We start from the raw sequence: 24,604 nt of genomic DNA, 5'->3' as shown, positions 1-24,604 counted from the left end.
CTCAGAACCCGATGGCTTCGCGGAGCAGCAGCACGGTGCCGCGGCCGGGGTCGGGTTCGGCGTTGAGGATGAGGATCCGGTTGAGGGCGCTGGGCACGCCGTAGGCCTTCTGGGCGCGTTCGTTCTCCAGCGGCAGGCAGTGCTCCTCGACCCGGCGCAGTGCGGTGGACAGGTCCGGCACCAGTTTCTGGGCTCCGACGACCCAGATCGCGCGGGCGGCGGCTCCGCCGTAGCCGGGCAGTTGGCTTCCACTGGCCGAGGCGGCCACCAGGGAGCCGGTCTCGGTGACTGCGGCGATGCTGCCCACGATGAAGTCGGGGACCGACAGGGCCCGCCAGATCTCGTTCCTCTGGGTGGCCCGATCCATCTGCCACCCTCGGGCCTTGACGGAGTCGTACCGACCGCTGGTGTTGATGTCGTCGTCGATGCCGGAGATGCGAAGCGTCTCGCTGGCCCCGGTGAACACGCTCGCGCCCTCGGGAATGAGTTCCTCGATACGGGCCCTCGCGGCGGCAGCGTCGTCGAGGATCTCGACGACGAAGCCGTGTTCCGTCAGCGCCGCGGCCGCCCGTTCCAGACGCTGCGCCGGCGCGGGGGAGGCGAACTGCGCGGCCTTGATGGAAGTGGTCATGGTTCCTCCTGCTCGTGATGTCCTTGTCTCCCACCAACTCCGACGATGCGGCGTGCCCGAATGTGAGGCGGCGCGTTGACCTCACATCCCGGCGTTCTGTCTTGTCGGACTTGTGAGGGCCGAAGTTCGACCGAAGGAGCGCTGGGCACCATGACCATCCGATCCGGGTGGACGACACACTGGTGTCCTGGCAGCTGACCATTGCGAAGGAGAGGCGATATGGACACCACTGTGATGCGCTACCAAGAGGCCATGCGCAAGAAGTCGGCCGACGCGCTGGCCGCGCTGTATGCCGAGGACGCGGTCCATGAGGTCCCCTTCACCGTTCCCGGGTTCCCTCCCAGGTTCGAGGGCCGCGAGGCCATCCGGGCCGCCTACGGCGCGATGTGGAGTGCCAGCCCGGTCGTGATCGACAGCGTGGATACCACGGCGCTGCACCGGACCTCTGACGAGGAGGTGGTCGTGGTGGAGCAGCACACCCGCGGACATGTGGGGCCGGAGGGGCCTGCCTTCGGCGTGCCGAGCCTGCTGGTGCTGCGGATCCGGGCCGGCTTGATCGTTCACTGCCGCGACTACATGGACGGTCTCGCGGTGGCGATGGCCAGGCCGGGCGGACTGACCGCCCGGTGAGGGAACCGTCCGGCGCGGCCAGTGGCCAGTTCAAGCGCGCTGACGAACTCGTGCACGGTAGGCGGTGAGCAGCGCGCCTGCGATCGGCACCGGAAGACCGCACAGCCCTGCAGCCTCGCGCCACAGGCGTGGACGCGAACCGTGACGCCCACATAACATGTCACCGTTAACTTAACGGCGACAATCCGAGGGGCCGCGATGACCGTCACCGCGCAAGACGTCTACACCTTGGCGCCGTTCGCCAGAACGCTCGGGATACGCTTCGGATCCCTCAAGGCCGACGCCGTCACCGCGCAACTCGCCTACACGCCCGAGCAGTCCACCGTCGGCGCCGCGATGCACGGCGGGGCACTGATGGGGCTGGCCGATGTAGCCGGCGCCGTGTGCGCCACGCTGAACGGGACCGCCGACACCGTCCCCGCGACCATGGAATCCACCACCCACTTCCTGCGGCCCGTACACGGCACCGGCGCCTTCGCGACCTCCCGCCCGCTGCACGTCGGCAAGTCGACGGTCACCGTGGAAATCGACATCAGGGACGACAAAGACCGGCTCTGCGCCCGCGTCACCCAACTCGCCGCCCTGCGCAGGCGCCATGACTGAGGGACCCGGCCAGACCACGACCGACGACCGCGCCGGCACAACCCAAGGCCGTCGGCGCAGCCGCGCCAAGCGAGGCCACGGCGGCCGACTGAGGGACGAACTCATCGAAGCAGCCGGCACACTGCTCGACAACGCCGGCGAGGACGGCGTGACCATCCGAGCGGTGGCACAGGCCGTCGGGGTCAGCACCCCCTCGGTATATCTGCACTTCGACAACCGACTGGAACTGCTGCACACCGTGTGCCTCGGGATCTGGGACGAACTCGGCCAACACATGCTGAACATCAGCGCCCGGACCACCGACCCGTTCACCGAACTCCACCAACGCAGTGTCGCCTACATCAGGTTCGGGCTCGACCACCCCCTGCGCTACCGCCTGGTCGCGACCGGACCCGCGACAGCCGCCACCGAGCAGGTCGCCGACGCCTGCTTCCGATTCCTGAGGGAAACGGTGCAGCGATGCGCCGACGCCGGCGTACTCCACGGCGATGTGACGGCACTGACCCGGGCCATCTGCGCATGCCTGCACGGCGCCGTCTCACTACTGATCCTCCAGCCCACCTCCAAATGGCCCGACGACCTCCCCCAGTACGCAGACGATGCCGCCACCCTCGCCTGCCACGGCGCCGCCGCCCTCTCACGCACACACCACGACCGCCACGAAACGTGAACTCCATGCGCCCGATGGCGCGGACCGGCCGAGGAGGGACGTGGCCGCGGGGCGGGGGCTTACTTGGATTCGAGTCGCCCTGTCGGATCGGGGTCGGTCGTCAGTGCCTCGCACTCGGCCTGCCACGTGGGGGCACTGGGGCGAAGCTGGGTGTGGAGGTAGGCCGCGGTGAGCCGGGCGAGGGCGGCGACTCGTTCGGGGTTCTCGTCGGTGGTCTCGGCGGCGTCGTATCCGGCGATCCCGCCGAGCCCGTGCTCCGCGCCGAACAGGGTGAGCAGGGTCTTGGGTCCGGGAGCGAGGGTGTAGGGGTCGGCGTGCCAGTCGGGCCCCATGTCCGTGAAGTGCCGGGAGTCGTCCTCGTCGCCGGCGACGACCAGCGTGGGTGTGGTCATGGTGGAGAAGTCGATGGTCCGCAGGACCGGCAGCGCGTCGGCCATCGGTCCGTTGAGGACGTCACCCCTGCCGGGCGCGGCGAGCAGCACGCCCGCCTTGATCCGCGGTTCGAGAAGGCTCACCACTTTCCCCTCGTCGGGGTCGGTGACCCGGGCACCGAGCAGGAGGCTGGAGGTGAAGCCGCCGAACGAGTGCCCGGCAACGGCGACCTTGGTGTGGTCGATCCGCCCGGAGAGCCATGGCACGGCCTTCTCGATCATGTCGAGTCGATCGAGGATGTGCGACATGTCCTCGGGGCGCGAGCGCCAGAAGAACGGCGCCCCGGGGGCGTCGGCGACCAGGTGACTCAGCGTCCTGGAGGAGAGGTGGGTTGGCTGGATGACCACGAATCCGTGGGCGGCCCAGAAGTTGGCGAGCGGCGCGTAGCCGTTGAGCGAGGAGAGGTTGTTCGAGGGGCCGTGGCCGTGAGAGAGGAGGATGACGGCAAGGCCGGTTCCGCTCGCGGGTGCGGAGACGCGTACCTGGAGGTCCACGGGACGTCCGGGCACGGAGAGGACTACGGGGCTGAAGGACAAGACCGGGACGGGTGTGCCGAAGGGGTCGGCGCTGGTGACAGTGGATGTGCTCACGGTGTGGGTTCCCTCTCGGTGGCAACCTGCTGTCCGCCGGTCTCCTGCGACCGACGACGGACAAGGTGGGCAGGAGCATCCTGCTTCGGCTAACCTGAAGCGGAGCATCGCTCCACTTAGTATCCGGAGCGACGCTCCGTTTTGTCAATCGGTGTGGAAGGAGTGCGCGATGGCCACCGACACCCCGCAGGGCAGTCGCCGTCCCGAGGCAAGCGGGCCGACGCACAGCGCAACCGGCAGGCGGTGCTCACTGCCGCCGCCGAGGTGTTCGTCACCTCCGGCGTCGACGCACCGATCCGCCAGATCGCGGCCCAGGCGGGCGTCGGGATGGGCACGATCTATCGCCACTTCCCGACCCGGGCGGATCTCGTCACGGCCGTCTACCGCCATCAGATCGAGGCATGCGCCGAGGCCGGCCCGAACCTGCTGGCCAGTGTCGACTCCCCGGTCGACGCACTGCGTCAGTGGGTTGACCTTTTCGTCGACTTCCTCGTCACCAAGCATGGGCTCGCCGACGCCCTGCAGTCCGACCACGACCGCTTCGCCGCGCTGCACGCCTACTTCCTCGACCGTCTGCTGCCCGTCTGCGCCCAACTGCTCGACGCTGCGGTCGAGGCCGGTGACATCAGGCCCGGTACGCAGCCGTATGAGTTGATGCGCGGCATCGGCAACCTCTGCATCGGACGCGACAACGACCCCCGCTACGACCCCCGACGCCTGATCGCTCTCCTTCTCCAGGGGCTGCAGGGACCTCACGCGTCCTGATGCCGACGAGCGGCATCGCGACCTGGTCCCCCCGTAGCCACTCAGCCCGCCGTCCCATCAGCAGCGCGTCAGAGGCGCGTCAGGCCGGCCTGGCACCGTAGTACTCGTGAACGGCAGCGCAGGGAACTGCGGAAGCCGGGAACGAGGAGAGGTGCCCGGAGCGGTTTATCGGGGACCAGGGCGGCAGCCCAGTGTCGGACCCTCGCGGTCCACGCAGGTTCGAATCCTGCCCTCTCCGCCACAACAACAACGCATACGCCCGGCACGGGACTTCAGAAGTCCCGTGCCGGGCGCGTTGGGTGGTGGTACGTCGCCGTACGGCCGCTCCGCCCAGCCCCCGGCGGGGTGGAGCGGCCGTGCCGGCTATGACGACGGGTCAGAGGGTGTGGTGGGCCTCCGCGTCACAGCACGGCCTGTGTGGCGGGTCAGCGGTGGCCGCGGTAGTGGCCGTGGTAGCGGTCGTGGTCCCGGTGCCGGTCGCTGTGCCAGCCGTGGTGCCGGCCCTCGTCCCGATGCCAGCCCCGGTTCCGGTCCCCGTCCCGGTCGCGGAAATGACCGTCGCGGTCCCGGAAGTGACCGTCGCGGTCCCGGTCCCGGTCGCGGTCGCGGAAGTGACCGTCGCGGTCGCGGTCGCTCCTTTGGCTGTGCGAGTAACTCCTCCCGTGGTCGCGGTCATGGCCGGCTCCGGCGGCCAGGGCCGGCATGGCGGCCGCGCCGACGAGGGCGCCCGAAGCCACAAAAGTGGCGATCAGACGGACCGTCTTACGAGAAACAGACATGAATCTGTCACCTCACGATCGTGCACACCGACCCCGGTCGGGGCCGGGCGTGCCATCCGAAGTTCCCGGCTCGGTGCCGAGGCCTCACACTGTGGCCCTCCGCGGCGACACCAGACGGCGGAGACGATTCGTGTTGCAAAGAGCGGATATATCCGTGACTCTCCGTTGTATGGCCCATTGATGCCGGGGAGGGGCCGGGTGCCGGCCCTGCCCCAGCTGGGGGTCACGCTGCGACCAGGAAGAAGCGCAGCTGACGGGCTGTCATGTTCTTGGCCGTCTCGCTGCCTCACCTCCTTCGAACGGCCCAGTGGCTTCAGTAACAGCAGGGGGACTCTGTTCGGGGGACCCGGTGCAGGGGCAGGGTGAGGGTGCGCCGCGGCGTGGTCAGCGGCGCGTCAGAGGTGCGTCAGCCGGGTCTGGCACCGTAATCCATGTGAACGGCACCGCGGGACACCGCGAAGGCCGGGAGCGAGGAGAGGTGCCCGGAGCGGCTTATCGGGGACCAGGGCGTCAGCCCGGAGTCGGACCCTCGTGGTCCACGCAGGTTCGAATCCTGCCCTCTCCGCCACAACACCATTGCCCGGCAAGGGACTTCAGTGCCCCCTGCGGTCGAGGGCGGTGATCTCTCGTACGGCCTCGGCGATGGCCGGGAAGTCCTTTTTCAGGAGGGCACCGTGGTTACTGGCGACCTTCGCGCTGATGTCGATGTTCGGGTTGCGTGCGGTCACCGCGTCGAGGCTGGTGCGTATCCGTTCCTGCTCGTCGCCGCGGCTTCCCAGTGAGGTGCCCGAAGCGACCACGTACCGCACCGGGACGGTGATGCCGTCCAGCACGGGGCCCAGCTCACGCTCGCGGGAGAGCACGCCGAGTTCGATGTTGCTGTTCGCCATCTCTTCGGCGTTCATCCGCGGGGTCAGGCCCGTCGGGCGCATCAGCGGCATGAACCAGCCCCACTGCCGGAACTGCTTGCGGATCCGCTGCTCCATCGCCTCGTCCAGCCAGTCGTACGGGAACGCGCCGTCGACCAGGACCGCGCCCAGGGTCCGCCCCGGGTTCCGGCCGGCCCAGTGCGCAGCGACGACCGCTCCGTAGGACCAGCCCACCACCAGCGCCCGGTCCACACCCCTGGCCGCGAGAACGGCATCGACGTCCCGGACGGCGGCCTCGAAGGAATAGTCCGCCGAGCGCTTCGACTTCCTGCCGCGAGCCCGCTCGTCGTAGGTGATGTGCCGCCATCCCGCCCCCAGTTCGGCGACGACCCGCCGCCAGTACCCCTGGGTGGCGAACTGGCCGTTGAGGTAGACCACGGGGACACCGGGACCGCCGGTGTCGGTGACGGCCAGGGCCGTGTCGTCCACCGGCACCATGCCGGTCCACTTCGAACCGGTCGAGGAAGTGCTGTTCTTCGTCATGGGATCCCCCTGGTCGCGTGAGGTGTCTTGTGGGGCCTGCCCGGGCCCTGCACGTGGATCGCAGGGCCCTCGGGGCGGACGGCCGGGCCGTCCTGGTGGTGCTCTTCAGAGGCTGCGGGCGGTGATGTCGCCGTGGGAGGTGGTGGCGCGGATGTCGAGTTCGGCGGTGCCGTCGTTCTTGAGGGCGTTGCTGATGCGGCCGTAGGAGGTGCCGGCGTCCAGGGCGGCCGAGACGCCGACGGCGGCGCCGACCGTGATGTCGCCGGACTGGGTGCGCAGTTCGACCGTGCCGCGCACGGCCTCGTTGATCCGGATGTCGCCCCTTGCGGTGCTGATCTCCGCGGAGCCGCCCAGCCGGCCGATCTCGACGTCGCCGTCGGTCGCGGTGAGACGGACGCTCCCGGCCTCGTCGATCTTGATCTGGCGGTACGCGCCTTCGAAGGTGACGTCGCCGAGGCGGCCGACGCTGCGGAGTTCCGAGGCGGCGGACTTGGCCTCGACGCGGGAGCCGGCGGGCAGCTTGACGGTGACCTCCAGGGATCCGGAGGGGCCGAAGAGCTGGTTCTTGGGCTCGCCGGTGCGGATCCGCAGGACGCCGTCGGCGTAGACGACCTCCGTCTGCTCGGCGGTCTGGACGTCGCGCCTCTTGGAGGGGTTGGCGGGCAGGACCTCGACGGTGGTGTCGGCGCGGTCGGCGGCGATGAACTGGATGCGCCCGGCGGGGATGTCCAGGACGGCGGAGATCGGGGCGGGGGTGTCGAACTTCTGCATCGTGCTCTGGTTCTTCTGCATCGTGCGTTCCTTCGGCTCGTTGTTTCCGATGACAGAAACGCTACGTTGCATTCATGGATCCGGCAACACGTTCGTTGCGCAGAATCGCTATAGCTGCAAGTAGATGCCTGTATTTCGTTGCAACGATCTGGACGGTAACGCAACGTTCCTGACCTTGACGTTGCAATGGAATGAAGGTGAACGCTATGCGGCACCGCCCGCTGCCGGCTGCGCCGGGCCCTCTCCGCCACAGCACCGCGGGCGCCGGCGCGGGAGTTTGATCAGCACAGATACGCTCAGGCTCATGAACGTCGTCTCCGTCGTCACTCCCGTACACGGCGCCGCCGCCCGGTTCCTCCCCGACGCCTACGCCTCCCTGCTCGCCCAGGAACTGCCCGACGGGTGGTCATGGGAGTGGTGCGTGCAGGAAGACGGGAGCGGCGTGCGCGCGCAGGAGTGTCTTCCGGCCGACGACCGGCGGATCCGGATCTCCGCCTCCCGGGCCGGCGGACCCCATGTGGCGCGGACGATGGCCTTCGCCCGCTCCACCGGCCGCTACGTGAAGACCCTCGACTCCGACGACCAGCTCACCCCGGGGGCCCTCGCCCGCGACCTCGCCGTACTGGAGAACCGGCCCTCGGTGGGCTGGACCACCTCCCGGGTCGTCGACCTCCTCGACGACGGCAGCACCGTCTCCTTCGAACTCAGCGACCCGCCGCCGGGCCTCCTCGCGCGCGGGAGCGCCTTCGCGTTCTGGGCCGAGCACCACCGCCCCCAGGTCCATCCCGCCACCCTGTGCGTCCGGCGCACCCTGCTGGCCCTGCTCGGCGGCTGGATGGCCCTGCCCGCCTCCGGTGACACCGGGCTCCTCCTCGGCCTCGACGCCCTCACGGACGGCTGGTTCATCGGCGAGACCGGCCTCGTCTACCGCAAACACGCCGGGCAGATCACCGCCCACCCCGACCACCGCGACGGCGTCGAGTGGCAGGCCCGCATGTCCCTCATCCGCGAACACGCGCAAGCCGTCCGGGCCTGGGCCGACGACGCCGAGAGCCCGTGACGCCGGCTTGATCCGAACGACACCCCCTAGCCCGGCAGGGTGACTTCGCGTCACGCCCGGGACCGGTGTTGTCGCAGGTCAGCGGGGTGAGTGGCGGGCGTAGGACGGAGAATTTCCACCAAGCGAGTTTTTAGTTATAGCTAAAGGTGGCATCCTGATGGTGTGGCAACAAGCGTTGCCGCACAGTGAGTTGGGGGTGACACATGGGAATCTTCGCCCGTGACGAGAGCCGGACGGAATTAGCGGCCTCACAGGTGGCGCGGCAGGCCACGGCCTCACTGGCCGGGCTGCTGGCGGGGCTCGGCAAGACGCGGTCCGATCTGGCGAAGGCGATGGGTGTCAGTCCGGGACGGGTCAGCCAGATCATGTCGGGGGACGCGAATCTGACGGTGCGCACGCTCGCCGCCGTGGCGGAGGCGCTGGATGCCGACGTCCAGATCACCTTCTGCCCACGGCCGCAGTCGGCGGGCGCCCAAGGCTGCCGCGACAGCGACTCCACGGCCGTGCGGAGCATGGGGTCTCCGGCCCACCACTGAACGTCCGTGCCGGCGCGTATGGCGCAAAGTCGTCGCCGGCCCGCCGCCTACCGTCCGCGGGTCAGCCAGCGGTCGTACCAGCGTCGCTGCGGTGGCAGTCCCGGGCTGTGGAAGGCGTCGTTCGACATCGCCTTCGCCCGCAGGGTCCGCAGTTCCTCGTTCTCGCTTCGGCGGCCGTGGGTGTACGCGAACTGCAGCAGGTGTCCGCACTGGGCGCGGGCGGTGCCGAACGCCCGGCGTTGCTCGAAGAGTTCCCCGTCGGTGGGATCGCGCTGCCAGGCGACGTCACCGGCCCGGCGTGCCTCGTCGATGCGGGTCTGCACGTCCAGCGCCGTGTCGATCGCCTTCTCGGCCTCCGCGTACATGGTGTTGACCGTCTTGGTCTCGGCGGCGAGCGGATGCCGGTCCAGCAGGTAGAGCTTGAGGTCGTGGGCGAACACCCTGAGCTGGGCGGACGTTTCGATGCCGTGGAGGAAGCGGTCCGACCAGGTGCAGGTGTCGAGGTGCACCCGCTGCGCCAGCCGCTCCCTGGCCAGGGCGATGCCCAGCGTCATGAACTTGACGTAGGGCTGCGCCGTCTCGTCCTGCTTGCGCCGGGGCAGCGCGGTGGCGCCCGTCGCGGCGCCCGCGAGCACCGGCGGGATCTTCGCCGCGTGCGGCAGCAGGATCACCGCGCCGGCCGCCACCACCCCCATCAGCGCCAGCACGAGCAGCGTGAGACCGGACGACGCCCAGCTGCCCAGCAGCCGTCCTTTGCCGGCGAACTCGCGGGCCAGCCCGATCCATGCGACGGCGGCGCTCACGGTGGCCGGTAACACGTAATGGACCGACCAGGCGTGGTGAAACCAACTCATCGACGGCGCCCCCAAGACGTCCCACGGACAGACCGGACCGCCGCCGGCGTGCGCAGGCCAGGCAGGCCTGACTGTCTTGGCATGTCGCACCGGCGCCCGGTCCTCTCGCCGGCGCGCCTTTCCTCGAGAGCTGCCGCGAGTAGAGCCGATAATGTCAGCCGGCGCGGCACGGTGCCGTTACTTTGAGCAACAATTGGCCAGCGGGGGCGCTCCGCCGCACGCCTCAGAGGGGGTTCAGCGGGGTGATGCCCGTGCCCCGGTACAGCTCCGGCTGCAGGGACAGGACCGTGAGCGGGGTTCCGGCCTTCAGCGCGTGCCAGGCGATCGCCGCCGCGTGGGCCACCGGCCAGTCCACGTTCTTCCAGTCCATCGCCTCCGCCGCGTGCTCCGTGGTGAACGGGGTGTGTGCGGCGAAGCGCAGGGTCGCGGCGTGTCTGCCCGCCCCGGCGGCCTGGTGCTCGGCGGCGAGGAGGGACAGCGACGGGATGATGACGCGGCCGGTGCCGCGGGAGGCCTCGACGTAGAGGCCGGTGAAGAAGGGGTCCGCTCGGTACAGGGCCGTGAGTGCGGTGTGGTCCAGGACGGCGGTCAGGGTCATGCGGCGGCGCCGCCCTGATGGGCGCGGATCCTCGCCCAGGCGTCCTGGCCCGCCTGCTGGACTTCCTCGGTGTAGTCGATGCCCAGCTCACGGGCGGCCTCGACGGCCCGCTGCTCCCGTTCGGCCGCGGTCAGCTCGCGGGCGGCCAGCTCTTCCAGCAGCTCCGTGATGGTGGTGCCGCGCTCGGCCGCGAGGACGCGCAGCCGGTCACGTACTTCCTCGCTGGTCTTGATGCTCGTCGGCTTGCTCATGGCGTCGATTCTACCGCCGGTAGAACACACCGCGCACGCAGGCCCGGGGGCCCGATCCCGGTCTTCCCAACGAGGGGCGTTCTGCCGAGTGGAGGTTGTTGCGCCCGGAAGATCCACAACCATGGCGTGGTGGGCGTGCCTCGACGCCCAGGTCTTCGCGGGCCGCCGTCACGAGTGTTCCGCGACCGGGAGCGGGCGCGTGGCATGGTGGGGTTCGGCGTGCGGGGCACGGCTTCGTGCCTGCAGAGCGAACGCGGCCAGGATGCACAGGCCGACGGGGACGGCGAGGACGAGGAGGACCGTGCCCAGCGTCCAGCCCGCCTTGACCATCAGACCGCCGAGCACGCCGCAGACCACGGGGCCCAGCTTGCCCATGCTGCTCGCCCAGCTCATGCCGGTGGCGCGCAGGGAGGGCGGGTAAACGGCCACGGCAATCGCCTGCAGGGCGGCATTGGCCGCCGGGAGGCAGAAGCCGAGGACGAACGCCCCCACGAGCAGCGCCGCGAACCCGTGAGCCCACAGGCCGGCCGCCGCCAGGACGAGGACGCTCAGTGCCCACAAGGCGGTCAGCACCCGGAAGCGGTCGTAGCGTTTGAGGGCGAAGGACATCGAGAGCTGTCCTGCCAGGCCGCCCCAGCCGAACAGCGCGACGGCCACGCCCGCCTGGGCATCCGTCAGACCCATGTGCTCGGTCAGCAGGGGCAGATAGCTGAGGATCACGAAGACGACGCCCAGGCCCACGAAGAAGCACAGCCACAGCAGGAGGGTGGTCGCCCTGAAGCCACGGGACAGGATGAGACGGGCGGAGGGGCGCGGAGTGTGCCCTACGGCGGTGGCGGTCCGGTCCGGGGTGACATGGGACGGGTCCGCGTCCGGGAGCACGGTCGCAAGGGCCCGGCGGACGTCCTGCGGCCGTCCGCGGGCGGCGAGCACGCCCACGGACTCCGGGACACAGCGGACGACCGCCGGGATCAGCAGCAGCGGGGCGAGTCCGCAGACGGCCAGGAGGGTGCGCCAGCCGAACGCGGGGATGAGGGCAGCGGAGAGGACTCCGCCGAGGGTGGTGCCGGCCGTGACGCCGGTGAAGGCGAGCGCGACCATCTGGCTGCGGCGCCTGGCCGGGGTCCAGTCCGCGACCAGGGCCAGCACCCCGGGCAGGACCGCGCCGAGCCCCAGACAGGCCACGACCCGCAGGGCGGCGAGGGCGCCGATGCCCTGGGTCAGCCCCATACCGGCCGTGCCCAGGCCGAAGACGGCGATGCCTGCGACGGTGATGCCCTTGCGGCCGCGGCGGTCGGCGAGCGGCCCCACGGCCACACCGCCGACGACCATCGCCAGGATGCCCAGGGTCACGGTGATGGTCACGGCGTCGATCCCGGTCCCCCAGTCCTTCTTGATCCGGGGGAAGACAAAGGCGGCGATGGTGGCGTCGAGGCCTTCGGCGATCATCATGAGCAGGCCCAGAGTCACGATGAGCCACTGCCTGCGGCTCATCGGGCTGTGGTCGATGAACTCCTGCGGACTCAGCCGTGGCGAAGCATCCGTGGTCATGAGCGAGCCCTTTCGTGCGTACGTACGTGCGCAGTTCGCGTGTCCGGCATGGTGTCCGCTGTCCGCGGTGGTGTCCGGGCGGCCAAGTCAGACTCGCCGTGTTCCGCTGTCCGGCACGTGTGCGGCCGGCGCCGACGGCCGGCCGGGCTCGGGGCGGGGCTTCATGTCCGGGAGGAGGAAGACACTGGCCAGGCCGTGGAATCCGTCCGGGCGCACGGCACCGACCGCGAGCTGGACATTGACCTTCGCCGGCACCCGTACCGTGACGCTCACTCGCCGCTCTCCCTGTCCTCCGTGTCCCCGGCGGCCACGAGCTAGGCGGCCTTGCCCGCGGTCCCCGCCAGGTGCTCGGAGACGTCGTGGCCCTTCGGCATGTCCTCCGCCGTCGGCCGGCCGACGATCCAGGTCAGCAGCGGACCCGCCATCGCGGTGGTGACCACGGCCATCACCACCATCAGCGAGTAGAGGTCCTGCTTGAGGAAGCCCAGTTGCAGGCCCACGTTCAGCACGATGAGTTCGGTAAGGCCGCGGGTGTTCATCAGCGTGGCGAGCGCGGCGGACTGCCTGACCGGCATCCCGTTGAGGCGGGCGGCGGCGAACGCGCCGGTGAACTTGCCGCCGACGGCCACCAGGAGGATCAGCGCCACGGTGCCCAGCCCGGCCGCGCCCACCCCTGACAGGTCGACGTTCAAGCCGGCGACCAGGAAGAACACGGGTAGCAGCAGCGTGCTGTTCATCTGCCCGAGCTTGCCGTGCACTTCGGCGCGCAGCTGCTCGGTGCCGGTGCGCGGGAGAATCAGGCCGAAGAGGAACGCGCCGAAGATGTAGTGCAGGCCGACCCATTCGGTGGCGGCGGCGGACAGCAGCACACCCGCCAGGACGCACGCGAACGCGGTCGGGGTGAGCCGCAGCCCGGGCTTGCGAGCCGCATAACGCTGCAGCAGGGGGCGCACGACGAAGAGCATGCCCAGCAGGTAGGGGACGGCGAGCAGGATGCGCCACTGGTCGGGGCCGACCGAGCCGCTGATGGCGACCACGGCGGCGAGCAGGGACCAGGCGAGGACGTCGTCGATGGAGGCGCAGGCCAGGGCCATCACACCGAGCGGGGTGTGGGTCATGCGCCGGTCGGTGAGGATCCGGGCCAGGACCGGAAACGCCGTGATGGACATGGAGATGCCGATGAAGAGCATGAACGACGTCTTGTCACCGGTGCCGTAGTCGCCCATCAGGTACAGCGCCAGCAGCAGACCGAGGCCGAACGGCAGCAGAATGGAGCTGAGCGACACGGTGGCCGCGAGGCTTCCGCTGCCGCGGATCATCGCCGCGTCCCACTCCATGCCGACGAGGAACATGAAGACCGCGACACCGACCGCGGCCAGGGCGCTGAGCAGGGGCCGGATATCGTGCGGGAAGAGACCTTTGGCGATCGCCCCATGGAACAGGGTCGGTCCCAGCGCGATACCGGCGAGGACTTCACCGATCACGGCCGGCTGGCCCAGCTGCCGGGCCAGCGCACCGAGCAGGCAGGCCAGGAGCACCATGGCTGCGAGGCCGATCAGTAGTGACGAGGTCTGATGCGTATCCATGACATCCGTCTCCGTGAGGTGCCGTCCGTCCTGTGCCTCTGTGCAGTGCGCGCAGCCCGGGCGGGCAGGCAGGACGGACAATGAGAGGGAAACCCGGGCACCAGAGCGGTACATGGTGTCCTGGCTCATAGCCCCGGGAGGGGGCCGGACAGCAGCTTTCCGCCGCGTGGTCGAGGCAGGGCAGCGTCTGCGTCGAGCCGTTCTCGTGCGCATGCCCGGTGCTTCCTCAGGCGGTGTCAGCCGACGACCGTCCAGGTGTCGCCGCCGGCCAGCAGCGCGGCGAGGTCGCCCTTGCCCTTCTGCTCGATAGACATATGTGTCTGCTCCTGTCAGTCCGGCGGCGAATCCTGAGGGCGGCGCCGGGAGGATCACGGCCCTGGCCGGAGGCTAACGAAGAGCAACAGAGGGGCACTTTAGTGCGCGTGTCACAGGGGGCAGAGCTGATCCGTCCAAGGGTATGTATCAGCGTCGACGATCCGAGGAGTGCCATGAACGCCCGCCTGAACCCGGTCGAGAGCCACGTCACAGCACAGTTCGGCAAGCGCCTGGTCGCGGCGGCCAAGGTGCTCGAGGGCTCGTCGCTGCCGGCCGCGATCCGCGAACTGGTGATGCTGCGCGCCAGCCAGATCAACGGCTGCGGTTTCTGCGTCGACATGCACACCAAGGACGCCGCGCACGCCGGGGTGACCCACCAGCGGCTGCACCTGGTCGCGGCCTGGCGGGAGGCCACCGTGTTCACCGAGGCCGAGCGTGCCGCGCTGGAGCTGGCGGAGCAGGGCACCCGTATCGCCGACGCGGCCGGCGGGGTCACGGACGAGGCCTGGGCCCGGGCCGCCAAGCACTACGACGAGGAACAGCTCGCGGCCCTGGTGTGCACCATCTCCCTCATCAACGCCTTCAACCGGGGCAACGTCATGCTCCAACTGCCCGCCGGCGACTATCAGCCCGGCCGACCCGCATGACGATGCCCTGAGCAATCTGAGCGGTGACATGGTCTGATCGGCCCCCGCACCCTGGTCTGTGAAACGCGCTCTGCGGGAGCGGAGAAAGTCTTCACGCAACGCGAGAATGTCGGATCTGGGGAAGGTCTCGCATGTCGTCCAAACTGATTGGGCTAGCTGACGATTTCGACGTGATCATCATCGGCGGCGGGCCCGCCGGTTCGACCGCCGCGGGGATTCTCGCCCAGCGCGGCCGCCGTGTTCTCGTCCTCGACCGTGAGCGGTTCCCCCGCTATCACATCGGGGAATCGCTCATTCCCGGATTCATGCTTCCCATGGAGGAACTCGGCCTGACCGAGCGCCTGGAGGAGAAGGGCTTCGAGCGCAAGTACGGCGGCACGGTGGTCTGGGGCAACAACGAGATCCCGTGGAACTTCTCGTTCGCCACCGGCGGAAAGATCCCGTACGCCTACCACACGCGCCGCGCCGACCTGGACACGATGATCCTGGACCGGGCCCGCGAGCTGGGTGCCGTCGTCGTGGAAGAGGCGACGGTGAAGGACACCATCGAGGAGGACGGCCGCGTCGTCGGCGTCCGCTACGCCGTGCGCGGCGTCGAGGGCGTCGTCGAGACCCGCGGCTCCCTGATCATCGACGCCTCCGGGCAGGCCCGGGTGATCGGCCGGAAGTACTCCGAGATCAACTGGCACGAGCAGTTGCAGAACGTCGCGGTGTGGGCGTACTTCGACGGCTGCCACCGGCTCCCCGGCGACGAGTGGACCAACATCCTCATCGAGGGCATCCAGGACGGCTGGTTCTGGGGCATCCCGATCGACAAGGGCGTCTTCAGCGTCGGGTATGTGACGCCTTCGGCCACCGCGAGCGCGAGCGACAAGTCCCTGGAGGACCTCTTCGCCTCCCAGATGGCGAAGACCTTCAAGCTGAAGGAACTCCTCAAGGACGCCCACCAGACCTCGGGCTTCCGCAGCGCGCGCGACTGGTCCTACAACCACGAGAGCTTCTACGGGAACGGCTGGGTGCTGGTCGGCGACGCCGCCGCCTTCGTGGACCCGCTGTTCTCGCCCGGTGTCGCGCTCGCGACCATGGCGGCCAGCTCCCTGGCGAAGGTCGTCGACAAGATCATCGAGTACCCGGAGATCGAGGAGAAGGCGCTCGACCGGTACACCTCCGCGTACCAGGACTTCTTCGCCAACATCCGCGTCTTCGTGGAGGGGTTCTACGACCGCTCGAAGACCAAGGGCTTCTACTTCGACCTGGCTCAGAAGATCACCGACCCGGACAAGAAGAACGACGCCCACGTGGACTTCGTCCAGCTGATCTCCGGACTCGCCCGCAAAGACGCCCTGTTCAACCCCGATCTCGACGACCTGATCGCCGACGCCTCGGCTCCCGCCGCCGGCTGAGGTCCAGGCCCCGCGTTCGTCCCGACCGGCGTACGGCCGTTGCTCACAGTGCCGGCACCGGTCGGGACGGCGCTGTTCATGTGCGGGGCCGCCCCGGCCACAACACCGCCATGTTCACCGTGTTCGTCGGACTCTCGGTGTCGGTGACCGCCTTCCCCCTCCTGGCACGGACGGCCGCCGTGGTGAACGTGGTCGCCCGGGCCGCCGCCCAGGCGGCGGGCGGCGGCCCGGGCATGCTGTCCGCGGACGGCCGGGGAATCCCTGCCGTCAGGAGGCCGCGGGCGCGTCGGCCACCGGGCCCCGGAACGGGTACGGGCGGGTCAGCCAGCGGATCGTCTGGATCCGCCCCTCGAGAACGTCGAACGCCAGCGCGCAAAGGACCGTGCCCTCACGGTCGCGGAAGACCGCGCCCGGCCGACGGCCCACCTGCCGCGGCTCCATCTCCAACTGCCCGCCGGCGACTACCAGCCCGGCCGACCCGCATGACGATGCCCTGAGCAATCTGAGCGGTGACATGGTCTGACCGGCCCCCGCACCCTGGTCTGTGAAACGCGCTCTGCGGGAGCGGAGAAAGTCTTCACGCAACGCGAGAATGTCGAATCTGGGGAAGGTCTCGCATGTCGTCCAAAATGATTGGGCTAGCTGACGATTTCGACGTCATCATCATCGGCGGCGGGCCCGCCGGTTCGACCGCCGCGGGGCTTCTCGCCCAGCGCGGCCGTCGTGTTCTCGTCCTCGACCGTGAGCGGTTCCCCCGCTATCACATCGGGGAATCGCTCATTCCCGGATTCATGCTTCCCATGGAGGAACTCGGCCTGACCGAGCGCATGGAGGCGAAGGGCTTCGAGCGCAAGTACGGCGGCACGCTGGTCTGGGGCAACAACGAGATCCCGTGGAACTTCTCGTTCAGCACCGGCGGAAAGATCCCGTACTCCTACCACACGCGCCGCGCCGACCTGGACACGATGATCCTGGACCGGGCCCGCGAGCTGGGTGCCGTCGTCGTGGAAGAGGCGACGGTGAAGGACACCATCGAGGAGGACGGCCGCGTCGTCGGCGTCCGCTACGCCGTGCGCGGCGTCGAGGGCGTCGTCGAGACCCGCGGCTCCCTGATCATCGACGCCTCCGGGCAGGCCCGGGTGATCGGCCGGAAGTACTCCGAGATCAACTGGCACGACCAGTTGCAGAACGTCGCGGTGTGGACGTACTTCGACGGCTGCCACCGGCTCCCCGGCGACGAGTGGACCAACATCCTCATCGAGGGCATCCAGGACGGCTGGTTCTGGGGCATCCCGATCGACAAGGGCGTCTTCAGCGTCGGGTATGTGACGCCTTCGGCCACCGCGAGCGCGAGCGACAAGGCCCTGGAGGACCTCTTCGTCTCCGAGATGGCGAAGACCTCCAAGCTGAAGGAACTCCTCAAGGACGCCCACCAGACCTCGGGCTTCCGCACCGCGCGCGACTGGTCCTACACCAACGAGCGCTTCTACGGGAACGGCTGGGTGCTGGTCGGCGACGCCGCCGCCTTCGTGGACCCGCTGTTCTCGACCGGTGTCGCGCTCGCGACCATGGCGGCCAGCTCGCTGGCGAAGGTCGTTGACCGGATCGTCGAGCACCCGGAGATCGAGGAGAAGGCGCTCGACCGGTACGCCTCCGCGTACCAGGACTTCTTCAACGACATCCGCGTCTTCGTGGAGCAGTTCTACGACCGCTCGAAGACCAAGGGCTTCTACTTCAACCTGGCGCAGGAAATCACCGACCCGGAGAAGAAGAACGACGCCCAGGTGGACTTCGTCAAGCTGGTCTCCGGACTCACCGGCAACCACGCCCTGTTCAGCCTCAACTTCGACGACCTGATCGCCGACGCCTCGGCTCCCGCCGCCGGCTGAGGTCCAGGCCCCGCGTTCGTCCCGACCGGCGTACGGCCGTTGCTCACGGTGCCGGCATCGGTCGGGACGGCGCTGTTCATGTGCGGGGCCGCCCCGGCCACAACACCGCCATGTTCACCGTGTTCGTCGGACTCTCGGTGTCGGTGACCGCCTTCCCCCTCCTGGCACGGACGGCCGCCGTGGGAAACGTGGTCGCCCGGGCCGGGGAATCCCTGCCGTCAGGAGGTCGCGGGCGCGTCGGCCACCGGGCCTCGGAACGGGTACGGGCGGGTCAGCCAGCGGATCGTCTGGATCCGCCCCTCGAGAACGTCGAACGCCAGCGCGCAAAGGACCGTGCCCTCACGGTCGCGGAAGACCGCGCCCGGCCGGCGGCCCACCTGCTGCGGCTCCATCGTGACGTCTATGCGGGTCAGCGACGGGACGATCGCGGCAAACGCCCGAACCACCGCCTCCGCGCCGTCGATACGCCCCGGCCACCGGACCGTGCCGCGTCCGTCGCCCGCCCTCGGCACTGCGGCGGCGAGCCGGTCGCAAGCCGCCTGCGTACGCCCCAGGGCCGATGCGATCTCCGGCAGGCCGCAGCCGAAGATCTCCCGCAGGACGAAGACCGCGCGCTCGAGCGGGGGCAGCCGCTCCAGTAGCGCCACGGCCGCCGCCGACGGGGACTGGGACTGGGCCGGTTCGGCCGGCAGTTGCTCGGAACGCCACGGCTGTGCCCCACCCTCCGGCCCGGGGCGGGCCGAGCGCAGCATGTCGATGGAGATCCGGGTCACCGTGGCCGACAGGAACGCCCGGTCCGAAGGGGCTTGCGGGGGCTGGGCCTCGTAGCACAGCCACGTCTCGTGCACCGCGTCCTCGGCCTTGCGCCCACTGCCCAGGATCCGACGGGCGATCGACAACAGCAGGGGCCGCGCCTGCTCGAACTCCTCGATCCGGCTCATGCTCGCTCCTCCCTGAGTCCAGGCCGCCGCGACGGAGAGTGCGATTCGGGGGTGCCACTGCCTGGTCTCAGCCGGGATGAGGTAGCCGAAAAGCGTGTGCTCGAGCAGGCGCAGTCGTCTCGTACGGTCAGTCCGTGCAGCGGCGGGCCCGGTTCGCCTCGCGGTTGACCGCCCAGGCATCCGCCACCGGCCCCAGATGCCCGAGCTTGTCGGGATTGCTCACCGCGCGGATCGTCTGGATCTGTCCGTCGAGCACGTCGAGCGTCCAGGTGTTGAGCACTTTGTCGTCCCGGTCGCGGAAGATCGCGCCGGGCTGGCCGTTGAGCTGCTGGGGCTCCAGCGCGACATCGACCCGCATGAGCATGGGGAAGAACCAGGCGAGCAGCCGTGCCACGTTGTCGCCGCCGGTGACGGCCCGGGCCAGCTGCGGCACCTTTCCGCCACCGTCCCCGATCAACTGCACGTCGGCGGCGAGCAGTTCACGCAGCCCGTCGACGTCGCCCTCCCGCAGGGCGCCGAAGAACCGCTCGGCGAGTTCCTGCCGCTCCTGACGGTCGGCCTCGAAGCGGGGCCGTCCCTCGTCCATGTGCCGGCGGGCTCGCACCGCGAGCTGGCGGCAGGCCGATTCCGAGCGCCCCACGGCCGAGGCGATCTCGGGGAAGCCGAAGGTGAACACCTCCCGCAGGACGAAGACCGCGCGCTCGAGCGGGGAGAGCCGCTCCATCAGCAGCAGGGCGGCCATCGACAGCGAGTCGGCCAGTTCCGCCGAGCGCACCGGATCCTCGTAGGGGTCGGTGAGCAGCGGTTCGGGCAGCCACTGCCCGACGTACTCCTCGCGCCGGACCCGGGCCGAGCGCAGCACGTCGATCGAGATCCGGGTCACCGTGGCCGACAGGAAGGCCTTGAGCGACGTGGGCTCGGTCCGGGAGGCGTCGAAGCGCAGCCAGGTCTCCTGGACGGCGTCCTCGGCCTCGCTCACACTGCCCAGGATCCGGTAGGCGATCGAGAACAGCAGGGGCCGCAGCCCCTCGAACTGCTCGGTCCGGGTCACGCCAGCTCCTCCTTGAAGCCGCGGCTGTCCCTCGTCGACGGTGTTGACCACGCTTTTCACCTTCTGCTCTGCGACCAGGACGGCGGCGTACGCCGCGTCGTCGAGAGTCTGTCCCTCATTCCTGAGACGAGACAGCCCGGCCGGTTGTGACATGGCGCCGCCGCCCGGTTCGTCCGGGCGGCGGCGCCGGTGTGCTGCCTTGTCGGGAGTCAGTTCTCGACGTCGCCGTTGATGTGCCGCTGCACGAACTCGTAGGCCAGGTCGCCGAACTGCTTGCCGTACTCCAGGGACCGCTCGGCCGTCTTCTTGAAGTGCACGCCGGCCCACACCCGGCTCTCGGCGCAGTCCTTCTCGAACTCGCTCCAGGTGGCGTAGTGCAGGTCGATGTCCTTGGCGGGGGTGATGCCCGGCTCGGTCTGCGTCGTGCCGGCGGGGAACGGCTGCGTCCACTCCAGGACGTCGTCGCCGAGGAAGCGGCGCACCGCCTGCGCCTGGGCGGCGACGAGCGTCGTGGTACCGCACGGGTACTCGGGGCGGTCGCCCGCGGGCAGATAGCTGGCCCACTGGTCGGCCGGGATGTCGTCGACCGTGCCCTTGCCGACGCCGCCCCAGGCGGTCACCGGGGCCTTGCCGTACACGTGGCGGACCGCGCTGACCGGGCGCACGGCGTCGGCCTCGTGCTTGTGGTGCCAGGCGGCGATCAGGCTGTCGAGCTGTGCGACCGAGCTGGTGAAGAGCAGGTGGACCCAGCCGTCCAGGTCCAGCTTGTGGGCCAGGCCCGCGGCCTTCGTGGACTGCAGGACGCCCAGGTAGGTGTTGTCGAAGAACTCGGCCTTCACCTTCTGCTCGTCGGTGAGTCCGGCCGACGCCGCCAGGACCTCGTCCACCGCGCGCTTGTAGCGGGTGGGGTCGGTGTGGTCGAGGTGCTCGGGCCGGGCAAGCTCGAACTGGGCCGGGTCCTTGTAACAGTGGGCCTTGACCAGCCGCAGCTGGGGGGTGGCGAACTTCTGGATGACGAAGATGTCCTTGTCGCCCGGGCCCCCGCCGACCCGGCGGCGGTGCGGCCCGGCCTGCGGCTGCCACTTGGAGGGGTCGGTCAGCCTGTAGGCGGTGTTGACGGGCTCGTAGCCGGTGTAGTCGTCGTAGGGCCGGCCGTTGTACGCGCCGCGCTCGTCGCCGAGGAAGTTCATGCCGTCGCGCATACGGGCCTTCAGAGCGGCCTTGCCGGCTGTGTTGCCGATGCCGACGGCGGTGGTCGGGTCCTCCGACTCGTCGTCGGGGTCCAGGCCGACGAACGTCATCAGCTGGCGCATGACATCCGCCCGGTCCGGGTACACCGGCTTGATCACCTGGTACGAGGCGTGCAGGGCGGCGATGTTCTTGTTCCGGTTGGTGGCGGACTCGCTCGCGGGACGGCGGGCGATCCGGGAGAACACACCGACCGCGGTCGGGTGGTAGGGCGCCAGCGCGTCGAACCACGCCGCCTGCAGCATGTCCTGGATCCAGATGATGATGGATACATCCTGGGGGTCCAGGGCCTGGTGCTGCCCGGTGGTGTCACCCGCCTTGCCGATCAGATCCGTGTAGAAGTTGCCGTTGTCCAGGTCGAAGCCGCCCGGCCCGGCCGCGGCGCCGGCGCTCGAGGAGCCTGGAGCGGGAGAAGTGTCGGACGTCGTCATGGTGTGTTCCTTAATGATCCTCAGGGGTACGGCAGGTGCAGGTGGATCATGGGGTCCCGGCCCGCTTGCGGGCGCGGCCGGCGATGACCGGACCGGTTCCGGTATCGCCGGCCGTCAGCCGACGGATCCAGATTTCTGACGCATCGTCAGGAGTGTGCTGCCGCGGCCTGCCCGGGCGCGTCCCCGGCCGGGGCGTGTGCGGGCGTGGGCGTGGGCAGCGGACCGTTGCGCAGCAACAGCGCGCTGATCACGGCGCCGACGGCGAAGATGGCGGTGCACCACCAGAACACCGTGGTGTAGCCGTGGACCGATGCGAGCTGGAGCTGCTGCGCCGAGGGCTTGTCGTGCGCGTGGTCGCTCAGCCAGTTGGTGGTGGCGGTGGCGGCGATGGTGTTGAGCAGCGCGGTGCCGATGGCGCCGCCGAGCTGCTGGCCGGTGTTCACAGACGCCGAGGCGATGCCCGCGTCCTGGGGCTGCACCCCGGCGGTGCCGGTGCTCAGCGCCGCCGCGTAGATCAGGCCGAAGCCGACGCCGGCGATGAGGAGCGGGCCGAGCAGGTGCGAGGCGTAGCCGGAGTTGGTGCCGATCCGGGTCAGCCAGGCCATGGCCAGCGCGCAGAGCACCATGCCGCTGCTGATCAACGGCTTGGGGCCGAGCTTCGGCATCAGCTTCGCGGCACCCACGCCGGCTCCCACCATGGTGCACACGATCATCGGCAGAATCCCGAAACCGGACTTGATGGCGGAGTAACCGAGGCTGTCCTGCATGTAGTAGACGAGGAACAGCATGATGCCGAACATCCCGGTGCCCACGAACAGGACCGTCAGAATCGCACCGCCGCGGTTGCGGTCCAGCAGGATCCGCAGCGGCAGCAGCGGGTTCGCGGCGCGCGTCTGCCAGACGACGAAGGCGGCCAGCAGCACACCGCTCGCCACGAGGGTTCCCCAGGTCGAAGGCGTGTGCCAGCTCTTGTCGGCCGCGTTGGACAGGCCGTAGACCACGCCGAACATGCCGCCCGAGGCCAGCAGCACACCGGGGAAGTCCATCCGGGCGCCGATCTTGGGCTGGCTCTTCATCAGTACCAGACCGCCCACCAGCGCGACCGCGGCGAAGACCAGGTTGACGTACAGGCACCAGCGCCAGTTCAGCGCGGACGTCAGCGCACCACCGACGATCAGGCCGAAGCCTGAACCCGCGGCCGCCACGCCGCTGTACGCACCGAAGGCCTTGGCCTTCTCCTTCGGGTCGGTGAACGTGGTGGCCAGCAGGGCCAGGCAGGACGGCGAGAGCATCGCGGCGAAGGCACCCTGCAGGGCGCGCGCCGTCACCAGCATCCCGAAGCTGTTCGCGGCACCGCCGATGGCGGAGGCGACCGCGAAGCCGGACACGCCGATCAGGAAGAGCTGCTTACGGCCGATCAGGTCGGACAACCGCCCGCAGAACAGCAGCAGGCTGCCGAACGAGAGGGCGTACGCCGTCACGATCCACTGCCGGTCAGTGTCCGAGAAGCCCAGCGCCTTCTGCGCCGAGGGAAGCGCGAGGTTCACCACGGTCATGTCGAGACCGACGGTGAGATAGGCGATGCAGATGACAGCGAGGATCAGCCACCGCCTGGGATCCTCAGCCGTACCCGATGCCGGCGCGGCCGCGGGGGCTGCGCTTCCTGCTGCCATGATCTTCTCCTTGTTCCAACGAACGGACTTGAGGCGTCACTCATACGACGAGACAGACCGGCCGAGCTGTGACATGGGGGCCGAGGCGGAGCCGGCTCTCACCGCCGGTGGGCCGGCATCCGGTCAGGGGCGGTCCCTGGCCTCGCCCTTGGCATAGCGCTGCACCAGCTCATAGGCCCGGTCACCGAACCGCCGGCCGACTTCAGGGACCTCTCGGCCGTCGTCGGGAGGTGCACGCCGGCCCACACACGGCTCATGGCGCAGTTCTTCTCGAACTCGCTCCAGGTGGCGAAGTGCAGCTCGATGTCCTTGGCGGGAACGTGCCCCGGCTCCGTCAGCAACGAGCCGGCGGCGACCTTGTACGTCCAGTTCAGGACGTCGTCGCCGAGGAAGCGCCGCGCCGCCTGTGTCTTTGCGGCGCACAGCGTCGTGGAACCGGACGGGTTGCAGGTCCAGATCGTGGGCCTCGGCCGCGGCCTTCGTCGACTGGCCGATGCCGAGGAACTTGTTGTCGAAGAACTTCGCCTTCGTCTTGTGCTCGTCGGTGAGTCCGGCCGATGCCGCGAGCATCTCGTCCACCGAGCTTTTGTAGCGGCGAGGGTGGGTGTGGGCGGTGTGGTCGGGCGGGGCCAGCTCGAACTGGCCCGGGGCCTCGCAGGTGTCGGCCCTGACCAGCGCCAGCTGCGGGGTGGCGAACTTCTGGATGACGAAGATGCTCTTGTCGCCCGGCCCGCCACCGAGGTAGTTCATGCCGTCACGCGCGCGTGCCCTGAGCACGGCCTGGGCGGCCCGGTTGCCGATGCCTACGGGAGTGGCCGGGTTCATCGACTCGTCGTCGGGGTTCAGGCCGAGCGAGGTCATCAACTGCCGGTAGGCCGGCTCCCACTCCGCGAACGTGTTCTTGATCACCCGGTACCCGGCGTGCAGGGCGGCGATGTTCTTGTTCCGATTGGTGGCGGACTCGCTCGCGGGACGGCGGGCGATGCGCGAGTACACACCGAGCACGGTCCGGTGGTAGGGCGCCAGTGCGTCGAACCACGCGGCCATCGTCAGATGGGTGAGGTAGATCAGGACGGAGGCGTCCATGGGGCCAATGGGCTCGTCGGACAGGTTGCCCGGCGTGCTGAGCAGGTCCCGGTGGAAGTTGCCGGCGTCGAAGTCGAAGTCGACGGCCGCCGCCGAGCGGGTGCCGGCGGCGCCCGTGCCGGTGCCCAGGGTGGCGAGCACCGCGGTCGAGGCCGTTCCGATCAGCAGCGATCTGCGCCGTGGTAAGAAGATCGAGAAGGG

Annotated in this window: 26 protein-coding genes, 2 tRNA genes and 1 pseudogene; 11 read left to right on the top strand and 18 right to left on the bottom strand. The window is 69.5% G+C overall.

Annotated features, from left to right (window positions below; translation table 11 throughout):
* Window position 1 precedes the first annotated feature (1 nt).
* On the bottom strand, window positions 2-631 hold the full coding sequence (locus tag A6P39_RS45130) for an LUD domain-containing protein (RefSeq protein WP_275884486.1): 630 nt from the start codon (window positions 629-631) through the stop codon (window positions 2-4).
* A 219-nt stretch (window positions 632-850) separates the two neighbouring features.
* Between A6P39_RS45130 and A6P39_RS45125 the strand changes: the two genes are divergently transcribed.
* The 3 genes from A6P39_RS45125 (at window position 851) to A6P39_RS45115 (ending at window position 2,534) form a co-directional block, all read left to right on the top strand.
* The gene (locus A6P39_RS45125) at window positions 851-1,261 is read left to right on the top strand and encodes a nuclear transport factor 2 family protein (protein WP_275884485.1); all 411 of its coding nucleotides are present in this window, start codon (window positions 851-853) and stop codon (window positions 1,259-1,261) included.
* Window positions 1,262-1,459: 198 nt separating this feature from the next.
* The gene (locus A6P39_RS45120; RefSeq protein WP_275884484.1) at window positions 1,460-1,864 is read left to right on the top strand and encodes a PaaI family thioesterase; all 405 of its coding nucleotides are present in this window, start codon (window positions 1,460-1,462) and stop codon (window positions 1,862-1,864) included.
* On the top strand, window positions 1,857-2,534 hold the full coding sequence (locus A6P39_RS45115; RefSeq protein ID WP_275884483.1) for a TetR/AcrR family transcriptional regulator: 678 nt from the start codon (window positions 1,857-1,859) through the stop codon (window positions 2,532-2,534). Before A6P39_RS45120 ends, A6P39_RS45115 begins: the two co-directional genes overlap by 8 nt.
* Before the next feature lie 59 nt (window positions 2,535-2,593).
* On the opposite strand, the gene A6P39_RS45110 is transcribed toward A6P39_RS45115, so the two are convergent.
* Complete coding sequence (locus A6P39_RS45110) at window positions 2,594-3,556, bottom strand: alpha/beta hydrolase family protein (RefSeq protein WP_275884482.1); 963 nt, start codon at window positions 3,554-3,556, stop codon at window positions 2,594-2,596.
* 243 nt (window positions 3,557-3,799) lie between these two features.
* On the opposite strand from A6P39_RS45110, the gene A6P39_RS45105 reads away from it, so the two are divergent.
* Both A6P39_RS45105 and A6P39_RS45100 read left to right on the top strand, forming a co-directional pair.
* Window positions 3,800-4,321 carry a TetR/AcrR family transcriptional regulator gene (locus A6P39_RS45105; RefSeq protein ID WP_275884481.1) on the top strand — a complete coding sequence of 174 codons (522 nt, stop codon included), beginning with the start codon at window positions 3,800-3,802 and terminating at the stop codon, window positions 4,319-4,321.
* A gap of 145 nt (window positions 4,322-4,466) precedes the next feature.
* Window positions 4,467-4,562 (top strand) — tRNA-Cys (locus tag A6P39_RS45100).
* 184 nt (window positions 4,563-4,746) lie between these two features.
* Here A6P39_RS45100 and A6P39_RS45095 read toward each other — a convergent pair.
* Window positions 4,747-5,100, bottom strand: coding sequence for a hypothetical protein (locus A6P39_RS45095; RefSeq protein WP_275884480.1), 354 nt, complete (start codon window positions 5,098-5,100; stop codon window positions 4,747-4,749).
* Window positions 5,101-5,572: 472 nt separating this feature from the next.
* Between A6P39_RS45095 and A6P39_RS45090 the strand changes: the two genes are divergently transcribed.
* Window positions 5,573-5,668 (top strand) — tRNA-OTHER (locus A6P39_RS45090).
* A gap of 25 nt (window positions 5,669-5,693) precedes the next feature.
* Here A6P39_RS45090 and A6P39_RS45085 read toward each other — a convergent pair.
* Together A6P39_RS45085 and A6P39_RS45080 are read right to left on the bottom strand one after the other, a co-directional pair.
* The gene (locus tag A6P39_RS45085; RefSeq protein WP_275884479.1) at window positions 5,694-6,512 is read right to left on the bottom strand and encodes an alpha/beta fold hydrolase; all 819 of its coding nucleotides are present in this window, start codon (window positions 6,510-6,512) and stop codon (window positions 5,694-5,696) included.
* A 105-nt stretch (window positions 6,513-6,617) separates the two neighbouring features.
* A complete protein-coding gene (locus A6P39_RS45080) occupies window positions 6,618-7,283 on the bottom strand; it encodes a DUF4097 family beta strand repeat-containing protein (RefSeq protein WP_275884586.1) in 666 nt (221 codons plus the stop codon).
* Between the two features lie 304 nt (window positions 7,284-7,587).
* Here A6P39_RS45080 and A6P39_RS45075 point away from each other — a divergent pair, with 304 nt between their 5' ends.
* A complete protein-coding gene (locus A6P39_RS45075; RefSeq protein WP_275884478.1) occupies window positions 7,588-8,343 on the top strand; it encodes a glycosyltransferase family 2 protein in 756 nt (251 codons plus the stop codon).
* A 203-nt stretch (window positions 8,344-8,546) separates the two neighbouring features.
* Entirely contained in the window at window positions 8,547-8,879 is a 333-nt protein-coding gene (locus tag A6P39_RS45070; RefSeq protein ID WP_275884477.1) for a helix-turn-helix domain-containing protein, read from the top strand.
* 47 nt (window positions 8,880-8,926) lie between these two features.
* Here the strand turns inward: A6P39_RS45070 and A6P39_RS45065 are convergent, their stop codons facing one another.
* From A6P39_RS45065 to A6P39_RS45040, 6 genes are all read right to left on the bottom strand, one after another.
* Window positions 8,927-9,682 carry a hypothetical protein gene (locus tag A6P39_RS45065; protein ID WP_275884476.1) on the bottom strand — a complete coding sequence of 252 codons (756 nt, stop codon included), beginning with the start codon at window positions 9,680-9,682 and terminating at the stop codon, window positions 8,927-8,929.
* Between the two features lie 274 nt (window positions 9,683-9,956).
* Window positions 9,957-10,331: a hypothetical protein gene (locus tag A6P39_RS45060; RefSeq protein WP_275884475.1), complete on the bottom strand. Its 375-nt coding sequence runs from the start codon at window positions 10,329-10,331 to the stop codon at window positions 9,957-9,959.
* Window positions 10,328-10,582 (bottom strand): ribbon-helix-helix protein, encoded by a 255-nt coding sequence (locus A6P39_RS45055; RefSeq protein WP_275884474.1) that lies wholly within the window; start codon window positions 10,580-10,582, stop codon window positions 10,328-10,330. Before A6P39_RS45055 ends, A6P39_RS45060 begins: the two co-directional genes overlap by 4 nt.
* A gap of 168 nt (window positions 10,583-10,750) precedes the next feature.
* Window positions 10,751-12,133 carry an MFS transporter gene (locus tag A6P39_RS45050; RefSeq protein ID WP_275884473.1) on the bottom strand — a complete coding sequence of 461 codons (1,383 nt, stop codon included), beginning with the start codon at window positions 12,131-12,133 and terminating at the stop codon, window positions 10,751-10,753.
* A gap of 87 nt (window positions 12,134-12,220) precedes the next feature.
* Window positions 12,221-12,406, bottom strand: a complete 186-nt coding sequence (locus A6P39_RS45770; RefSeq protein ID WP_443053132.1) for a hypothetical protein — start codon at window positions 12,404-12,406, stop codon at window positions 12,221-12,223.
* Window positions 12,407-12,447: 41 nt separating this feature from the next.
* Window positions 12,448-13,719 carry a cation:proton antiporter domain-containing protein gene (locus A6P39_RS45040; RefSeq protein WP_275884472.1) on the bottom strand — a complete coding sequence of 424 codons (1,272 nt, stop codon included), beginning with the start codon at window positions 13,717-13,719 and terminating at the stop codon, window positions 12,448-12,450.
* A gap of 488 nt (window positions 13,720-14,207) precedes the next feature.
* Here A6P39_RS45040 and A6P39_RS45035 point away from each other — a divergent pair, with 488 nt between their 5' ends.
* Window positions 14,208-14,681, top strand: coding sequence for a carboxymuconolactone decarboxylase family protein (locus tag A6P39_RS45035; RefSeq protein ID WP_275884471.1), 474 nt, complete (start codon window positions 14,208-14,210; stop codon window positions 14,679-14,681).
* A 131-nt stretch (window positions 14,682-14,812) separates the two neighbouring features.
* The gene (locus A6P39_RS45030) at window positions 14,813-16,084 is read left to right on the top strand and encodes an NAD(P)/FAD-dependent oxidoreductase (RefSeq protein ID WP_275884470.1); all 1,272 of its coding nucleotides are present in this window, start codon (window positions 14,813-14,815) and stop codon (window positions 16,082-16,084) included.
* 267 nt (window positions 16,085-16,351) lie between these two features.
* Here A6P39_RS45030 and A6P39_RS45025 read toward each other — a convergent pair whose 3' ends face one another.
* Window positions 16,352-16,510, bottom strand: coding sequence for a hypothetical protein (locus A6P39_RS45025; RefSeq protein ID WP_275884469.1), 159 nt, complete (start codon window positions 16,508-16,510; stop codon window positions 16,352-16,354).
* Between the two features lie 191 nt (window positions 16,511-16,701).
* Here A6P39_RS45025 and A6P39_RS45020 point away from each other — a divergent pair, with 191 nt between their 5' ends.
* The gene (locus A6P39_RS45020; protein WP_275884468.1) at window positions 16,702-17,973 is read left to right on the top strand and encodes an NAD(P)/FAD-dependent oxidoreductase; all 1,272 of its coding nucleotides are present in this window, start codon (window positions 16,702-16,704) and stop codon (window positions 17,971-17,973) included.
* 218 nt (window positions 17,974-18,191) lie between these two features.
* On the opposite strand, the gene A6P39_RS45015 is transcribed toward A6P39_RS45020, so the two are convergent.
* The 6 genes and pseudogenes from A6P39_RS45015 to A6P39_RS45760 all read right to left on the bottom strand — a co-directional run.
* Entirely contained in the window at window positions 18,192-18,914 is a 723-nt protein-coding gene (locus A6P39_RS45015; RefSeq protein WP_275884467.1) for a sigma factor-like helix-turn-helix DNA-binding protein, read from the bottom strand.
* A gap of 127 nt (window positions 18,915-19,041) precedes the next feature.
* Entirely contained in the window at window positions 19,042-19,965 is a 924-nt protein-coding gene (locus A6P39_RS45010; protein WP_275884466.1) for an RNA polymerase sigma-70 factor, read from the bottom strand.
* A 209-nt stretch (window positions 19,966-20,174) separates the two neighbouring features.
* On the bottom strand, window positions 20,175-21,644 hold the full coding sequence (locus tag A6P39_RS45005; RefSeq protein ID WP_275884465.1) for a DUF6851 domain-containing protein: 1,470 nt from the start codon (window positions 21,642-21,644) through the stop codon (window positions 20,175-20,177).
* 146 nt (window positions 21,645-21,790) lie between these two features.
* On the bottom strand, window positions 21,791-23,317 hold the full coding sequence (locus A6P39_RS45000; protein ID WP_275884464.1) for an MFS transporter: 1,527 nt from the start codon (window positions 23,315-23,317) through the stop codon (window positions 21,791-21,793).
* A gap of 98 nt (window positions 23,318-23,415) precedes the next feature.
* Window positions 23,416-24,054, bottom strand: a complete 639-nt coding sequence (locus A6P39_RS45765; protein WP_443053153.1) for a hypothetical protein — start codon at window positions 24,052-24,054, stop codon at window positions 23,416-23,418.
* Between the two features lie 55 nt (window positions 24,055-24,109).
* Window positions 24,110-24,364 (bottom strand): annotated as a pseudogene (locus A6P39_RS45760) (DUF6851 domain-containing protein); the annotation flags it as partial.
* Between the last annotated feature and the right edge of the window lie 240 nt (window positions 24,365-24,604).

Origin of the sequence: Streptomyces sp. FXJ1.172 (genome assembly GCF_001636945.3) — a bacterium.
Lineage (GTDB): Bacteria > Actinomycetota > Actinomycetes > Streptomycetales > Streptomycetaceae > Streptomyces.
The sequence above is the reverse complement of the archived record's forward strand: the minus strand, read 5'-3'. Positions and strand labels throughout refer to the sequence as shown.

Bases quoted from the DNA above. Each gene is read 5' to 3' on its own strand.
- A6P39_RS45130 (WP_275884486.1), bottom strand. From the start codon at position 631: ATGACCACTTCCATCAAGGCCGCGCAGTTCGCCTCCCCCGCGCCGGCG.
- A6P39_RS45125 (WP_275884485.1), top strand. From the start codon at position 851: ATGGACACCACTGTGATGCGCTACCAAGAGGCCATGCGCAAGAAGTCG.
- A6P39_RS45120 (WP_275884484.1), top strand. From the start codon at position 1,460: ATGACCGTCACCGCGCAAGACGTCTACACCTTGGCGCCGTTCGCCAGA.
- A6P39_RS45115 (WP_275884483.1), top strand. From the start codon at position 1,857: ATGACTGAGGGACCCGGCCAGACCACGACCGACGACCGCGCCGGCACA.
- A6P39_RS45095 (WP_275884480.1), bottom strand. From the start codon at position 5,100: ATGTCTGTTTCTCGTAAGACGGTCCGTCTGATCGCCACTTTTGTGGCT.
- A6P39_RS45085 (WP_275884479.1), bottom strand. From the start codon at position 6,512: ATGACGAAGAACAGCACTTCCTCGACCGGTTCGAAGTGGACCGGCATG.
- A6P39_RS45080 (WP_275884586.1), bottom strand. From the start codon at position 7,283: ATGCAGAAGTTCGACACCCCCGCCCCGATCTCCGCCGTCCTGGACATC.
- A6P39_RS45075 (WP_275884478.1), top strand. From the start codon at position 7,588: ATGAACGTCGTCTCCGTCGTCACTCCCGTACACGGCGCCGCCGCCCGG.
- A6P39_RS45070 (WP_275884477.1), top strand. From the start codon at position 8,547: ATGGGAATCTTCGCCCGTGACGAGAGCCGGACGGAATTAGCGGCCTCA.
- A6P39_RS45060 (WP_275884475.1), bottom strand. From the start codon at position 10,331: ATGACCCTGACCGCCGTCCTGGACCACACCGCACTCACGGCCCTGTAC.
- A6P39_RS45055 (WP_275884474.1), bottom strand. From the start codon at position 10,582: ATGAGCAAGCCGACGAGCATCAAGACCAGCGAGGAAGTACGTGACCGG.
- A6P39_RS45050 (WP_275884473.1), bottom strand. From the start codon at position 12,133: ATGACCACGGATGCTTCGCCACGGCTGAGTCCGCAGGAGTTCATCGAC.
- A6P39_RS45040 (WP_275884472.1), bottom strand. From the start codon at position 13,719: ATGGATACGCATCAGACCTCGTCACTACTGATCGGCCTCGCAGCCATG.
- A6P39_RS45035 (WP_275884471.1), top strand. From the start codon at position 14,208: ATGAACGCCCGCCTGAACCCGGTCGAGAGCCACGTCACAGCACAGTTC.
- A6P39_RS45030 (WP_275884470.1), top strand. From the start codon at position 14,813: ATGTCGTCCAAACTGATTGGGCTAGCTGACGATTTCGACGTGATCATC.
- A6P39_RS45020 (WP_275884468.1), top strand. From the start codon at position 16,702: ATGTCGTCCAAAATGATTGGGCTAGCTGACGATTTCGACGTCATCATC.
- A6P39_RS45015 (WP_275884467.1), bottom strand. From the start codon at position 18,914: ATGAGCCGGATCGAGGAGTTCGAGCAGGCGCGGCCCCTGCTGTTGTCG.
- A6P39_RS45005 (WP_275884465.1), bottom strand. From the start codon at position 21,644: ATGACGACGTCCGACACTTCTCCCGCTCCAGGCTCCTCGAGCGCCGGC.
- A6P39_RS45000 (WP_275884464.1), bottom strand. From the start codon at position 23,317: ATGGCAGCAGGAAGCGCAGCCCCCGCGGCCGCGCCGGCATCGGGTACG.